Raw genomic sequence first — 13,142 nt, forward strand, 5'->3', positions numbered from 1 at the left:
ATGTTCCGCCGTACGTTCTGGTTCACCGCGGGCGCAGCCGCGGGTGTATGGGCCACCACCAAGGTCAACCGCAAGCTCAGGCAGCTGACTCCCGAGAGCCTCGCGGCGCAGGCCGCGAACAAGGCGATCGACGCGGGCCACCGGCTCAAGGAGTTCGCGCTCGACGTCCGCGACGGGATGGCCCAACGAGAGGCCGAACTCGGCGAGGTGCTCGGTCTGAACGGGCAGCCGGATTCCGAACTGCCCCCGCAACGCCGTATCCGCGCGATCGGCGGCGAGCAGTCCGACGACAACAAGCAGATCAAGTACATCGACAACACGACGTACACGTACAACCGGAATGAGGACCACTGATGGAGTCGGCTGAAATCCGCCGCCGCTGGTTGAGCTTCTACGAGGAGCGCGGTCACACCGTCGTTCCTTCGGCGTCGCTCATCGCGGACGACCCGACTCTGCTCCTGGTCCCCGCCGGCATGGTCCCCTTCAAGCCGTACTTCCTCGGTGAGGTCAAGGCCCCCTGGCCGCGCGCCACCAGCGTGCAGAAGTGCGTGCGCACGCCCGACATCGAAGAGGTCGGCAAGACCACCCGCCACGGCACGTTCTTCCAGATGTGCGGCAACTTCTCCTTCGGGGACTACTTCAAGGAAGGTGCCATCACCTACGCCTGGGAGCTGCTGACCTCGCCCCAGGACAAGGGCGGTTACGGCCTCGACCCCGAGCGTCTGTGGATCACGGTCTACCTCGACGACGACGAGGCCGAGACCATCTGGCGCGACAAGATCGGTGTCCCGACCGAGCGTATCCAGCGCCTGGGCAAGAAGGACAACTACTGGTCCATGGGCGTCCCGGGCCCCTGCGGCCCGTGTTCCGAGATCAACTACGACCGCGGCCCCGAGTTCGGCGTCGAGGGCGGCCCGGCCGTCAACGACGAGCGGTACGTGGAGATCTGGAACCTGGTCTTCATGCAGTACGAGCGCGGCGAGGGCATCTCGAAGGACGACTTCGAGATCCTCGGCGAGCTGCCCAGCAAGAACATCGACACCGGCCTCGGCCTGGAACGTCTCGCCATGATTCTGCAGGGCGTGCAGAACATGTACGAGATCGACACCTCGATGGCGGTCATCAAGAAGGCCACCGAGCTGACAGGTGTCGAGTACGGCGCCGCCCACGGCTCCGACGTCTCGCTGCGTGTGGTCACCGACCACATGCGCACCTCCGTGATGCTCATCGGCGACGGCGTGAGTCCCGGCAACGAGGGCCGCGGCTATGTGCTGCGCCGCATCATGCGCCGCGCCATCCGCAACATGCGCCTGCTCGGTGCCACCGGTCCCGTAGTCAAGGACCTCATCGACGTCGTGATCGAGATGATGGGCCAGCAGTACCCGGACCTGGTCGGCGACCGGCAGCGGATCGAGACCGTGGCCCTCGCCGAGGAGGCCGCCTTCCTCAAGACGCTGAAGGCCGGCACGAACATCCTCGACACGGCCATCACCGACACCAAGGACTCCGGCGGCACGGTCCTCGCCGGGGACAAGGCCTTCCTGCTCCACGACACCTGGGGCTTCCCGATCGACCTCACCCTCGAAATGGCCGCCGAACAGGGCCTGTCGGTGGACGAGGACGGTTTCCGCCGCCTGATGAAGGAGCAGCGGGACAAGGCCAAGGCCGACGCCCGTGCCAAGAAGTCCGGCCACGCCGATCTCGGCGCCTACCGTCAGATCGCCGACGCCGCCGGTGAGACCGACTTCGTCGGTTACGACGGCACCGAGGCCGAGTCGACGGTCGTCGGCATCCTCGTCGACGGCGTATCCTCCCCGGCCGCCACCGAGGGCGACGAGGTCGAGATCGTCCTCGACCGCACCCCGTTCTACGCCGAGGGCGGCGGCCAGATCGGCGACACGGGCCGCATCCGGGTCGACACCGGCGCCGTCATCGAGATCCGCGACTGCCAGAAGCCGGTCCCGGGTGTGTACGTCCACAAGGGCGTCGTCCAGGTCGGCGAGGTCACCGTCGGCGCCAAGGCCCAGGCCACCATCGACGTACGCCGTCGCACGGCCATCGCCCGCGCCCACTCGGCCACGCACCTCACGCACCAGGCGCTGCGCGACGCCCTCGGCCCGACGGCCGCCCAGGCCGGTTCGGAGAACCAGCCCGGCCGCTTCCGCTTCGACTTCGGTTCCCCCTCCGCCGTCCCGACGGCCGTGATGAGGGACGTGGAGCAGCAGATCAACGAGGTGCTCGCCCGCGACCTGGACGTCCAGGCCGAGGTCATGAGCATCGACGAGGCCAAGAAGCAGGGCGCCATCGCCGAGTTCGGCGAGAAGTACGGCGAGCGCGTCCGTGTCGTGACCATCGGCGACTTCTCCAAGGAGCTGTGCGGCGGCACGCACGTGCACAACACCGCCCAGCTCGGCCTGGTGAAGCTGCTCGGCGAGTCGTCGATCGGTTCCGGCGTGCGCCGCATCGAGGCCCTGGTCGGCGTCGACGCGTACAACTTCCTGGCCCGCGAGCACACGGTCGTCGCCCAGCTCCAGGAGCTGGTCAAGGGCCGCTCGGAGGAGCTTCCGGAGAAGGTCGCCGCCATGCTCGGCAAGCTGAAGGACGCCGAGAAGGAGATCGAGAAGTTCCGCGCGGAGAAGGTCCTCCAGGCCGCCGCCGGCCTCGTCGAGTCCGCCAAGGACGTCAACGGCGTGGCCCTGGTCACCGGCCAGGTCCCGGACGGCACGGGCGCCGACGACCTGCGCAGGCTGGTCCTCGACGTGCGCGGCCGCATCCAGGGTGGACGGGCCGCGGTCGTGGCGCTGTTCACGGTCGTGGGCGGCAAGCCGCTGACGGTCATCGCCACCAACGAGGCCGCCCGCGAGCGTGGTCTGAAGGCCGGTGAGCTGGTCCGCAGCGCCGCCAAGACCCTCGGTGGCGGCGGTGGCGGCAAGCCGGACGTCGCCCAGGGCGGCGGCCAGAACCTCGCCGCCGTCGGCGAGGCCATCGACGCGGTGCAGCGCCTCGTCGCCGAGACGGCCAAGTAAGAAAACGGTGGAGATGCGCAGAGGGCGTCGGCTCGCGATCGACGTCGGGGACGCCCGGATCGGGGTCGCCTCGTGCGACCCCGACGGGATCCTCGCGACCCCGGTGGAGACGGTCCCGGGACGTGACGTCCCGGCGGCCCACCGCCGGCTGGGGCAGCTCGTCGAGGAGTACGAGCCGATCGAGGTCGTCGTCGGACTCCCCCGCTCCCTCAAGGGGGGCGAGGGCCCCGCCGCGGTGAAGGTCCGTGCCTTCGCCCAGGAGCTCGCGCGCGGGATCGCCCCCGTGCCGGTGCGGCTCGTGGATGAGAGGATGACCACGGTCACGGCCAGCCAGGGTCTGCGTGCCTCAGGTGTGAAATCGAAGAAGGGCCGGTCGGTCATCGACCAGGCGGCGGCCGTCATTATTCTCCAGCAGGCCCTGGAATCCGAACGGGTGTCAGGCAAGTCGCCCGGCGAGGGCGTCGAAGTGGTCATGTGATCGCGATACGGTAACGTTCCGCCCGATGCGGTGGTGTTCGAACAGCCGTCGCACAGTTAAGAGGCGGACGGGAGCCGGGCCACGCGAGCCGGCCGCGGCCGGCTCGCGGCTCGTAGGGGATCGATGACTGAGTATGGCCGGGGCCCTGGCTCCGAACCGTGGCATCCGGAGGACCCGTTGTACGGGGACGGCGGATGGGGCGGGCAGGCCGCCGACGGCCAGTCCGCCTACGACGGCGGCCAGCCGCAGCACTATCCGCAGCAGCAGGGCGACTGGGGCCAGGGTCAGCAGTACCAGGGTCAGCAGTACCCGCCGCAGGGCCGGCACGAGCAGTACCCGGGTCAGCAGCAGTACCAGGGACAGCAGTACCAGGGCCAGCAGCAGTATCCCGGTCAGGGGCAGCAGCAGTATCCGGACCAGGGTCAGCAGCAGTACAACGGTCAAGGGCAGCAGCAGTACCCGGGTCAGGGTCAGGGTCAGCAGCAGTATCCCGGTCAGGGCCAGCAGCAGTACCCGGGGCAAGGTCAGCAGCAGTACAACGGTCAAGGGCAGCAGCAGTACCCGGGCCAGGGTCAGGGTCAGGGTCAGCAGCAGTACCCGGACCAGGGTCAGCAGCAGTACGCCGACAGCGGTACCGGCGCGCAGCCCCAGGTGCCCTACGCGGCCGATCCCGCCGACCCCTACGCCGGCCAGTACGCGAGCGAGCAGCCCGACCTCTACAACACCCCCGACGCCTATCCGCCGCCCGAGCCGCCGGCCCGGCGTCGCGCCGAGCCGGAACCCGCGGCCGAGACGGACTGGGACCCGGGGCCGGACCAGGGCGAGCACGCCTTCTTCTCCGGCGGCGACGACGATGACGACGACGATTTCGACGAGGACGACCCGAAGAAGGGCCGGGGCGGCAAGGAGCGGGGCGGCGGCAAGGGCAGGAAGCGCCGCAGCGGCTGCGCCTGCCTGATGGTCGTCGCGGTCTTCGGCGGTGTTCTCGCGGGAGCCGGTTATTTCGGCTACCACTACTACCAGAATCGTTTCGGCGCGGCTCCCGACTTCGCGGGCGAGGGTACGGGGCAGGTCCCCGTCGAGATCGGCAAGGGCGAGGGCGGTTATGTGATCGGCCAGAAGCTCAAAGCGGCCGGTGTCGTCAAGAGCGTGGACGCGTTCGTGTCCGCTCAGCGGGACAATCCCAAGGGCAAGTCGATTCAGGCCGGCGCCTACATCCTGCACAAGGGGATGTCGGCCAAGAGCGCCGTCGCGCTGATGCTCGACCCCAAGAGCCAGAACAACGTGACCGTGCCTCCCGGTCTCCGCAATGCCCAGGTCTACGCGAAGATCGACGAAAAACTCGGACTCGCCAAGGGCACGACGAGCGCCGTCGCGAAGAAGAAGTACAAGACCCTCGGGCTGCCGAGCTGGGCGAACACCAACAAGGACATAAAGGACCCCCTGGAGGGGTTCCTGTATCCGCTCACGTATCCCGCCGCCAAGGGCATGAAGCCCGAGGCGGTGCTGAAGAGCATGGTCGCGCAGGCCAACAAGAAGTACGTGGCGATGGGCATCGTGGCGAAGGCGAAGGCGCTCAAGCTCGGCAGTCCGCTCCAGGTGGTCACGGTCGCGAGCCTGGTCCAGGCGGAAGGCAAGACGCACGACGACTACCGCAAGATGGCCGAGGTCGTCTACAACCGTCTGAAGAGCACCAACACCGAGACCAATCAGAAGCTTCAGTTCGACTCGACCTTCAATTACCTGAAGGGTCAGAGCAAGATCAATATCGGCGAGTCCGAGATCAACAGCAATCCGGACCCGTACAACACGTACTATCACCGGGGTCTGCCGCCCGGTCCGATCGGCAATCCGGGCGACGACGCCTTCAGGGCGGTGTTCAACCCCACGAAGGACGGCTGGCTGTATTTCGTGGCGACCGATGGCCAGAACAATACGGAATTCGCCAAGACGCTGGCCCAATTCGAGAAGCTCAAGGAAAAGTTCAATGCCAGTTCGGGCAACTGATGCCCGCCGGGCCGCCGTGCTCGGTTCGCCGATCGCCCACTCCCTCTCCCCGGTCCTGCACCGCGCGGCGTACCGGGAGCTGGGTCTCGGCGACTGGACGTACGACCGCTTCGAGATCGACGAGGAGAAGCTGCCCGCCTTCGTCGAGGGCCTCGGACCGGAGTGGGCCGGGCTGTCGCTGACCATGCCGCTCAAACGGGCCGTCATGCCGCTGCTCGACGAGATCAGCGAGACGGCCGCCTCCGTCGAGGCGGTCAACACCGTCGTGATCACCGAGGACGGGCGGCGCGTCGGGGACAACACCGACATCCCCGGGATGGTCGCCGCGCTGCACGAACGAGGGATCGAGCAGGTCGACTCCGCCGCCGTTCTCGGCGCCGGCGCCACCGCCTCCTCCGCGCTGGCCGCCCTCGCGAGGATCTGCACCGGTGAGGTCGTCGCGTACGTCCGGAGCCGGGAGCGGGCCGCCGAGATGCGGCAGTGGGGCGAGCGTCTCGGCATCGAGGTGCGCACCGAGGACTGGGGCGACGCCGAAGCCGCGCTGCGGGCACCGCTGGTGATCGCCACGACTCCGGCCGGGACCACGGACGCGCTGGCCGCCGCCGTCCCCGGGCGCCCCACCACCCTCTTCGACGTGCTGTACGACCCGTGGCCGACCGATCTCGCGGCGCGCTGGTCCGCGTACGGCGGAGCCGTGGTCGGCGGACTCGATCTGCTCGTGCACCAGGCGGTGCTCCAGGTGGAGCGGATGACCGGGCACACGCCGGCACCGCTCGTCGCCATGCGCACGGCCGGCGAACACGCCCTCGCCGCCCGGTAGACACCCCCCGGTGGGCGACACCCCCGGTAGACGCCCCCCGGTGGACGACACCCCCGGAAGACCCCGTCGAGCACCGGCTCGCGGGCCCGCCGCCGCGCCCGCGAGCCGCTCCGGCCCGTCCGGATGCGTCCGCCTGATGGACCTGCGGCCGGTTCCCGCCCCCGGACGTGGGAGGATCGGACATGGCGGGCCAGGGCCGCGCACCCGGTCGCGCCGTCGCCGTACGCGAGGACGCGTGTACGCAGCAGCAGTACCAGGGCGCGAGCATGAGGAGCACCGTTGAGCAGGTTGCGCTGGCTGACCGCGGGGGAATCCCACGGTCCCGCACTTGTCGCGACGCTGGAGGGTCTTCCCGCCGGCGTGCCGATCACCACGGAGATGGTGGCGGACCACCTTGCCCGGCGGCGCCTGGGCTATGGGCGCGGTGCCCGGATGAAGTTCGAGCGCGACGAGGTCACCTTCCTCGGCGGCGTGCGGCACGGCCTCACCCTCGGCTCCCCGGTCGCGGTCATGGTCGGCAACACCGAGTGGCCCAAGTGGGACCAGGTCATGGCGGCCGACCCGGTCGCCCCGGAGATCCTCGCGGATCTCGCCCGCAACGCCCCGCTGACCCGTCCGCGGCCCGGCCACGCCGACCTCGCCGGCATGCAGAAGTACGGCTTCGACGAGGCCCGGCCGATCCTGGAGCGCGCCTCCGCCCGCGAGACCGCGGCCCGCGTGGCGCTCGGCGCCGTCGCGCGTTCGTACCTGAAGGAGACGGCCGGGATCGAGATCGTCTCCCACGTCGTCGAACTCTGCTCCGTGAAGGCCCCGCAGGGTGTGTACCCCACCCCGGCCGACGTCGAGAAGCTCGACGCCGACCCGCTGCGGTGCCTGGACGCCGACGCCTCGAAGGCGATGGTCGCGGAGGTCGACCAGGCCCACAAGGACGGCGACACCCTCGGCGGAGTCGTCGAGGTGCTCGCGTACGGCGTACCGGTGGGCCTCGGCTCGCACGTGCACTGGGACCGCAAGCTGGACGCCCGTCTCGCCGGTGCCCTCATGGGCATCCAGGCGATCAAGGGCGTCGAGATCGGCGACGGCTTCGAGCTGGCCAGGGTGCCCGGCTCCCAGGCCCACGACGAGATCGTCAACACCCCCGAGGGCATCCGCCGCCTCTCCGGCCGCGCCGGCGGCACCGAGGGCGGTCTGACCACCGGTGAGCTGCTGCGTGTCCGCGCCGCGATGAAGCCGATCGCCACCGTGCCGCGCGCGCTGGCCACCATCGACGTCGCCACCGGCGAAGCCGCCAAGGCCCACCACCAGCGCTCCGACGTGTCCGCCGTGCCGGCCGCCGGCATCGTCGCCGAGGCCATGGTCGCCCTCGTCCTCGCGGACGCGGTGGCCGAGAAGTTCGGCGGGGACTCGGTCACCGAGACCCGCCGCAACGTGCGGTCCTACCTCGAGAACCTGGTCATCCGGTGACCGCCCCACGGCTGGTCCTGGTCGGCCCGATGGGGGTCGGCAAGTCCACGGTGGGCGCGCTCGTCGCCGAGCGGCTCGGCTGCGCCTACCGGGACACGGACGACGACATCGTGGCCGCCGAGGGCCGTGCCATCGCCGACATCTTCGTCGACGAGGGCGAGCCCGCCTTCCGTGCGATCGAGAAGCGGGCGGTGCGCGAGGCGCTCGCCGGACACGAAGGTGTGCTGGCGCTGGGCGGCGGGTCGGTCCTCGACGCCGACACCCGCGCGCTGCTCGCCGGCCACCAGGTCGTCTACCTCTCCATGGACGTGGAGGAGGCGGTGCAGCGCACCGGCCTCAACGCGGCCCGGCCGCTGCTCGCCGTCAACCCCCGCCGGCAGTGGCGCGAGCTGATGGAGGCACGCCGCCACCTGTACACCGAAGTCGCCCGCGCGGTCGTGGCGACCGACGGACGCACCCCCCAAGAGGTCGCCCAAGAGGTCCTCGACGCACTGGAGTTGAAGGAAGCATGAGCGAGGCAGTGACCCGTGTCCAGGTCGGCGGCAGCGCGGGCACCGACCCCTACGAGGTCCTGATCGGCCGTCAGCTCCTCGGTGAGCTGGGCGGGTTGATCGGCGGCAAGGCCAAGCGGGTCGCCGTGATCCACCCCGAGGCGCTCGCGGGCACCGGTGAGGCGCTCCGTGCCGACCTGGCGGAGCAGGGCTTCGAGACCGTCGCCATCCAGGTGCCCAACGCCGAGGAGGCCAAGACCGCAGAGGTCGCGGCCTACTGCTGGAAGGCGCTCGGCCAGTCCGGCTTCACCCGCACCGACGTCATCGTCGGAGTCGGCGGCGGTGCCACCACCGACCTCGCCGGCTTCGTGGCGGCGACCTGGCTGCGCGGGGTCCGCTGGATCGCGGTCCCCACCACCGTGCTCGCCATGGTCGACGCGGCGGTCGGCGGCAAGACCGGCATCAACACCGCCGAGGGCAAGAACCTGGTGGGCGCCTTCCACCCGCCCGCGGGCGTGCTGTGCGACCTGGCCGCGCTCGACTCCCTTCCGGTCAACGACTACGTCTCCGGGCTCGCGGAGATCATCAAGGCCGGTTTCATCGCCGACCCGGTGATCCTGGAGCTCATCGAGTCGGACCCGGAGGCGGCCCGGACGCCCGCGGGCCCGCACACCACCGAGCTGATCGAGCGCTCCATCAAGGTCAAGGCCGAGGTCGTCTCCGGCGACCTCAAGGAGTCGGGGCTGCGCGAGATCCTCAACTACGGCCACACGCTCGCCCACGCCATCGAGAAGAACGAGCGCTACAAGTGGCGGCACGGCGCGGCGGTCTCCGTCGGCATGCACTTCGCCGCCGAACTCGGCCGTCTCGCGGGCCGTCTGGACGACGCCACCGCCGACCGGCACCGCACGATCCTGGAGTCCGTCGGTCTCCCGCTGAGCTACCGCTACGACCAGTGGCCCAAGCTCGTGGAGAACATGAAGGTCGACAAGAAGTCCCGCGGCGACCTGCTGCGCTTCATCGTCCTCGACGGACTGGCCAAGCCGACCGTCCTTGAGGGTCCGGATCCCGCCGTCCTGCTCGCGGCCTACGGCGAGGTCGGCGAGTAACAGGCCGCGCCCCGCGGGGCCTTATCGTCCGAAGGACACCTGCTCAGCCCGTTTTGCCTCTCGTTCCCGGGCACTTCGCACGGTCCCCGGCCGTTCACACAACGGCGGCCGGGGAAGGTACCGTTCGGTAGCGACGGGACCGGGTCCCGTCCACCAGCGCTCATCGCCTGTACGAGACGGAGTGGCACCGGATGCAGCACGCAGTGGGGGCTCCGCTGCCGCCGCCCCACCAGCCGGGGCAAGGGCCGGCCGCCGGATGGTCGCCGGCCGGACAGTACCCGGGGCAGCAGGGTCCCGCGCCGGGCTTCGCCGGAGCGCCGGTGCCGCCCGGCGCCCCACCCGCCCAGGCGCCGCAGCATCATCTGCCGCCGCACCAGATGCCCCAGCAGCCTCCGCAGCACCCGTCGGTGCCGCATCCCCAGCACCCGTCGGCGCAGCCTCCGTCGCACCCGCCCGTGCCGGACAGCACCGGGCATGTGCGGCTGCCCCCGGGCGTTTCGGTGGCCATGCCGAGCCCGCCGCCCGCCACGGGCCCGCTCGACCCCACGGCGACCACGCTCGCGGTCCTGCTCATCGGCCCCGCCGGCGCCGGGAAGACCAGCGTCGCCAAGTACTGGGCCGATCACCGCCGGGTGCCCACCGCCCACATCAGCCTCGACGACGTACGCGAATGGGTGCGCTCGGGCTTCGCCGACCCGCAGTCGGGATGGAACGACCATTCCGAGGCGCAGTATCGTCTCGCCCGCCGCACCTGCGGCTTCGCCGCCCGCAACTTCCTGGCCAACGGCATCTCGTGCATCCTCGACGACGCCGTCTTCCCGGACCGGCCGGTCGTCGGCCTCGGCGGCTGGAAACGCCACGTGGGTCCCGGGCTGCTGCCGGTCGTGCTCCTGCCGGGCCTGGAAGTGGTCCTGGAGCGCAACGCGGAGCGCTCGGGCAACCGCAGGCTCAGCGACGAGGAGGTCGCGCGCATCCACGGCCGGATGGCGGGGTGGTACGGCTCAGGGCTCCCGATCATCGACAACTCCCAGCTCGACGTGGCGGCCACGGCCTGCGTCCTGGACGACGTCCTGGCCCGCTCGATCGCCAGCCCGCCGCAGTGGTGAGGCGGTCCGGTCCGCCCGGTCGCTGAGGTCTCCGGTCGGCCGCGGCGGCGAACCGACCGGGACGACAGCCGCGTTCGGCGAGGGTCTTCGGCCATGAGGGATCGCCGTCGTGCTCGGTGAGGGTCCCCGCCCGAGCGGTGTCGCCGCCGTGTTCTGTGAGGGTCCCTACCCGTGCGGTGTCGCCGCCGCGTTCGGCGCGGGGTCTCCGCCCGTGCGGGCCCGCGTCGGCGGGGCGACGAGAGCGTTCGCAGGCGTGCCCGCGGGCGGGGGCCCACCCGTCCGGCCCTCCGGACCGGCGACATCCGGCCGGCGCTCGTAGGCTCGGTGCATGCCAGAGGTGTACGCGACCCGCAGAGAGCGGCTCAGGGAGCGGTGTACGGCGGGCGGCAGCGAGGCAGCGCTCGTCACCCGTCCCGCCAACGTGAGGTATCTCGCCGGCGCCGCGCCGCTCGGCGCGGTGCTCCTGCTCGGCAGCGACGAGGACATGCTGCTGTGCGCCGGCCCACCGGCCGGCGAAGCCGTGGAAGGGCGCCCCGACGAGGCGCTGAACGTCAGGGTGCTGCCGCGCGCCGGAGGCGATCCGGCCGTCACCGCCGCCGGCCTCGCGGCCGATCAGGGCGCCGAGTCGCTCGCGGTCGAGGAACACCACCTGACCGTGACCCGCCACCGCGCCCTCGGTTCGGTCGCGCCGAGGCTGCGCCTGGCCGACCTGGGCGGCGCCGTGGAGCAGCTGCGCGTGATCAAGGACGAGGAGGAGATCTCCGCGCTGCGGATCGGCGCGGAGATCGCCGACCAGGCGCTCGGCGAACTCCTCGAGTCCATTCTCGTCGGCCGTACGGAACGCCATCTCGCCCTGGAGCTGGAGCGCAGGCTCGTCGACCACGGCGCGGACGGACCGGCCTTCGCTACCTCGGTCGGCACCGGCCCGAACTCGGGAAGGCGCGGCCACCGGCCCTCCGACCGGCGTGTCGAGGAGGGCGACTTCCTATCTGTATGCCTCGGCGCGACCTACCGCGGCTACCGGTGCGAGATCGGCCGTACGTTCGTGATCGGCACGTCGCCCGCCGACTGGCAGATCGAGCTGTACGACCTCGTCTTCGCCGCCCAGCGCGCCGGCCGGGAGGCGCTGGCACCCGGTGCCGCCTACCGGGACGTGGACCGCGCGGCCCGGCAGGTACTGGACTCCGGAGGCCATACCGAAGGCCTTTCGCCCCTGACGGGGCACGGTGTCGGGCTCGAAATCGACGAGGACCCGCAGCTTGCCCCCGCGGCCATGGGTAAACTGGACGCTTGCGTGCCGGTCACCGTCGAACCGGGGGTCCACCTCCCGGGCCGGGGCGGTGTCAGGATCGATGACACGCTCGTCGTACGCCCTGAGGCGGACGGCGGACCCGAGCTACTCACCATCACGACCAAGGAACTGCTCGCGCTCTAGCCTCACGGCTGCGCGCGTGCGCCGGGGTCGTCCACGTCAGTCCAGGAGATTCCGCAACCGTGGCTTCCACGAACGACCTCAAGAACGGCCTGGTGCTCAAGCTCGACGGAGGCCAGCTCTGGTCCGTCGTCGAGTTCCAGCACGTCAAGCCCGGCAAGGGCCCGGCCTTCGTGCGCACCAAGCTGAAGAACGTGCTCTCCGGCAAGGTCGTCGACAAGACGTTCAACGCCGGCGTCAAGGTCGAGACGGCCACGATCGACAAGCGCGACATGCAGTTCTCGTACATGGACGGCGAGTACTTCGTCTTCATGGACATGGACACGTACGACCAGCTGATGGTCGACCGCAAGTCCGTCGGCGACGCCGCCAACTTCCTGATCGAGGGCTTCACGGCCACCGTCGCCCAGCACGAGGGTTCGGTGCTCTTCGTCGAGCTGCCGGCCGCCGTCGAGCTGGTCATCCAGGAGACCGAGCCGGGCGTCCAGGGCGACCGCTCCACCGGTGGCACCAAGCCCGCCACCCTGGAGACCGGTCACCAGATCCAGGTCCCCCTCTTCATCACCACCGGTGAGAAGATCAAGGTCGACACCCGCAGCAGTGACTACCTCGGCCGGGTGAACAGCTAACCGTGGCTGCCCGCAACACGGCCCGCAAGCGCGCCTTCCAGATCCTCTTCGAGGGCGACCAGCGCGATGTGGACGTTCTGACGGTCCTCGCGGACTGGATCCGGCATTCCCGGTCCGACACCAGGCAGCCGCCGGTCAGCGAATACACGATGGAGCTCGTCGAGGGCTACGCCACCAAGGCGCGGCGCATCGACGACCTCATCGCGCAGTACGCAGTCGGCTGGACGCTGGACAGGATGCCGGTCGTCGACCGCAACATCCTGCGCCTCGGTGCCTACGAGCTGATCTGGGTCGACGAGACCCCGGACGCCGTGGTGCTCGACGAGGCGGTGCAGCTGGCGAAGGAGTTCTCCACGGACGAGTCGCCCTCGTTCGTGAACGGCCTGCTGGGCCGGCTGAAGGACCTGAAGCCGTCGCTCCGCCGCGACGAGGACTGACCGGCAGCCCCGGCCGTACGGCCCGAGGGGTGCGTACGGAACGCCGGAGGGCCGGAGCCCTGGGTCCTGGACGGCGTCACATTGCTGCCGGCTCCGGCCCCGCGGGCGTCCGTGTCCCCGGGCACACCGGTGGTCACTCCGCC

12 protein-coding genes and 1 pseudogene are annotated in these 13,142 nt (G+C 70.5%); 12 read left to right on the forward strand and 1 reads right to left on the reverse strand.

Translation table 11 applies throughout. The features are described 5' to 3' along the window. From ABZV42_RS21420 to nusB, 12 genes are all read left to right on the forward strand, one after another. Positions 1-354, forward strand: coding sequence for a DUF6167 family protein (locus ABZV42_RS21420; protein ID WP_355978175.1), 354 nt, complete (start codon positions 1-3; stop codon positions 352-354). After that, entirely contained in the window at positions 354-3,026 is a 2,673-nt protein-coding gene (alaS, locus tag ABZV42_RS21425) for an alanine--tRNA ligase (protein ID WP_355978173.1), read from the forward strand. Before ABZV42_RS21420 ends, alaS begins: the two co-directional genes overlap by 1 nt. 13 nt (positions 3,027-3,039) lie before the next feature. Continuing rightward, positions 3,040-3,504: a Holliday junction resolvase RuvX gene (gene ruvX, locus ABZV42_RS21430; RefSeq protein ID WP_355978170.1), complete on the forward strand. Its 465-nt coding sequence runs from the start codon at positions 3,040-3,042 to the stop codon at positions 3,502-3,504. A 123-nt stretch (positions 3,505-3,627) separates the two neighbouring features. Further along, positions 3,628-5,511 (forward strand): endolytic transglycosylase MltG, encoded by a 1,884-nt coding sequence (gene mltG, locus ABZV42_RS21435; RefSeq protein ID WP_356053120.1) that lies wholly within the window; start codon positions 3,628-3,630, stop codon positions 5,509-5,511. Next, complete coding sequence (locus tag ABZV42_RS21440; RefSeq protein WP_356053121.1) at positions 5,492-6,331, forward strand: shikimate dehydrogenase; 840 nt, start codon at positions 5,492-5,494, stop codon at positions 6,329-6,331. The genes mltG and ABZV42_RS21440 overlap by 20 nt, the downstream gene beginning before the upstream one ends. 279 nt (positions 6,332-6,610) lie before the next feature. Beyond that, the gene (aroC, locus tag ABZV42_RS21445) at positions 6,611-7,795 is read left to right on the forward strand and encodes a chorismate synthase (protein ID WP_355978163.1); all 1,185 of its coding nucleotides are present in this window, start codon (positions 6,611-6,613) and stop codon (positions 7,793-7,795) included. A gap of 29 nt (positions 7,796-7,824) precedes the next feature. After that, positions 7,825-8,307 (forward strand): shikimate kinase, encoded by a 483-nt coding sequence (locus ABZV42_RS21450; RefSeq protein WP_355978414.1) that lies wholly within the window; start codon positions 7,825-7,827, stop codon positions 8,305-8,307. Continuing rightward, positions 8,304-9,395, forward strand: a complete 1,092-nt coding sequence (gene aroB, locus ABZV42_RS21455) for a 3-dehydroquinate synthase (protein ID WP_356053122.1) — start codon at positions 8,304-8,306, stop codon at positions 9,393-9,395. The genes ABZV42_RS21450 and aroB overlap by 4 nt, the downstream gene beginning before the upstream one ends. A gap of 191 nt (positions 9,396-9,586) precedes the next feature. Beyond that, complete coding sequence (locus ABZV42_RS21460) at positions 9,587-10,501, forward strand: Pro-rich N-terminal domain-containing protein (protein ID WP_355978158.1); 915 nt, start codon at positions 9,587-9,589, stop codon at positions 10,499-10,501. Between the two features lie 328 nt (positions 10,502-10,829). Then, entirely contained in the window at positions 10,830-11,936 is a 1,107-nt protein-coding gene (locus ABZV42_RS21465) for an aminopeptidase P family protein (RefSeq protein ID WP_355978156.1), read from the forward strand. A gap of 59 nt (positions 11,937-11,995) precedes the next feature. Next, a complete protein-coding gene (gene efp / locus ABZV42_RS21470) occupies positions 11,996-12,562 on the forward strand; it encodes an elongation factor P (RefSeq protein WP_355978154.1) in 567 nt (188 codons plus the stop codon). Positions 12,563-12,564: 2 nt separating this feature from the next. Next, complete coding sequence (gene nusB / locus ABZV42_RS21475) at positions 12,565-12,999, forward strand: transcription antitermination factor NusB (RefSeq protein WP_355978152.1); 435 nt, start codon at positions 12,565-12,567, stop codon at positions 12,997-12,999. 50 nt (positions 13,000-13,049) lie between these two features. Here nusB and ABZV42_RS21480 read toward each other — a convergent pair. Then, positions 13,050-13,142: pseudogene (locus tag ABZV42_RS21480) on the reverse strand (zf-HC2 domain-containing protein); the annotation flags it as partial.

The sequence above is a fragment of the Streptomyces sp. NPDC005281 genome (assembly GCF_040607495.1).
GTDB lineage: Bacteria > Actinomycetota > Actinomycetes > Streptomycetales > Streptomycetaceae > Streptomyces.

Bases quoted from the DNA above. Each gene is read 5' to 3' on its own strand.
- ruvX (WP_355978170.1), top strand. From the start codon at position 3,040: ATGCGCAGAGGGCGTCGGCTCGCGATCGACGTCGGGGACGCCCGGATC.
- alaS (WP_355978173.1), top strand. From the start codon at position 354: ATGGAGTCGGCTGAAATCCGCCGCCGCTGGTTGAGCTTCTACGAGGAG.
- mltG (WP_356053120.1), top strand. From the start codon at position 3,628: ATGACTGAGTATGGCCGGGGCCCTGGCTCCGAACCGTGGCATCCGGAG.
- ABZV42_RS21460 (WP_355978158.1), top strand. From the start codon at position 9,587: ATGCAGCACGCAGTGGGGGCTCCGCTGCCGCCGCCCCACCAGCCGGGG.
- ABZV42_RS21450 (WP_355978414.1), top strand. From the start codon at position 7,825: ATGGGGGTCGGCAAGTCCACGGTGGGCGCGCTCGTCGCCGAGCGGCTC.
- ABZV42_RS21465 (WP_355978156.1), top strand. From the start codon at position 10,830: ATGCCAGAGGTGTACGCGACCCGCAGAGAGCGGCTCAGGGAGCGGTGT.
- ABZV42_RS21440 (WP_356053121.1), top strand. From the start codon at position 5,492: ATGCCAGTTCGGGCAACTGATGCCCGCCGGGCCGCCGTGCTCGGTTCG.
- aroB (WP_356053122.1), top strand. From the start codon at position 8,304: ATGAGCGAGGCAGTGACCCGTGTCCAGGTCGGCGGCAGCGCGGGCACC.
- ABZV42_RS21420 (WP_355978175.1), top strand. From the start codon at position 1: ATGTTCCGCCGTACGTTCTGGTTCACCGCGGGCGCAGCCGCGGGTGTA.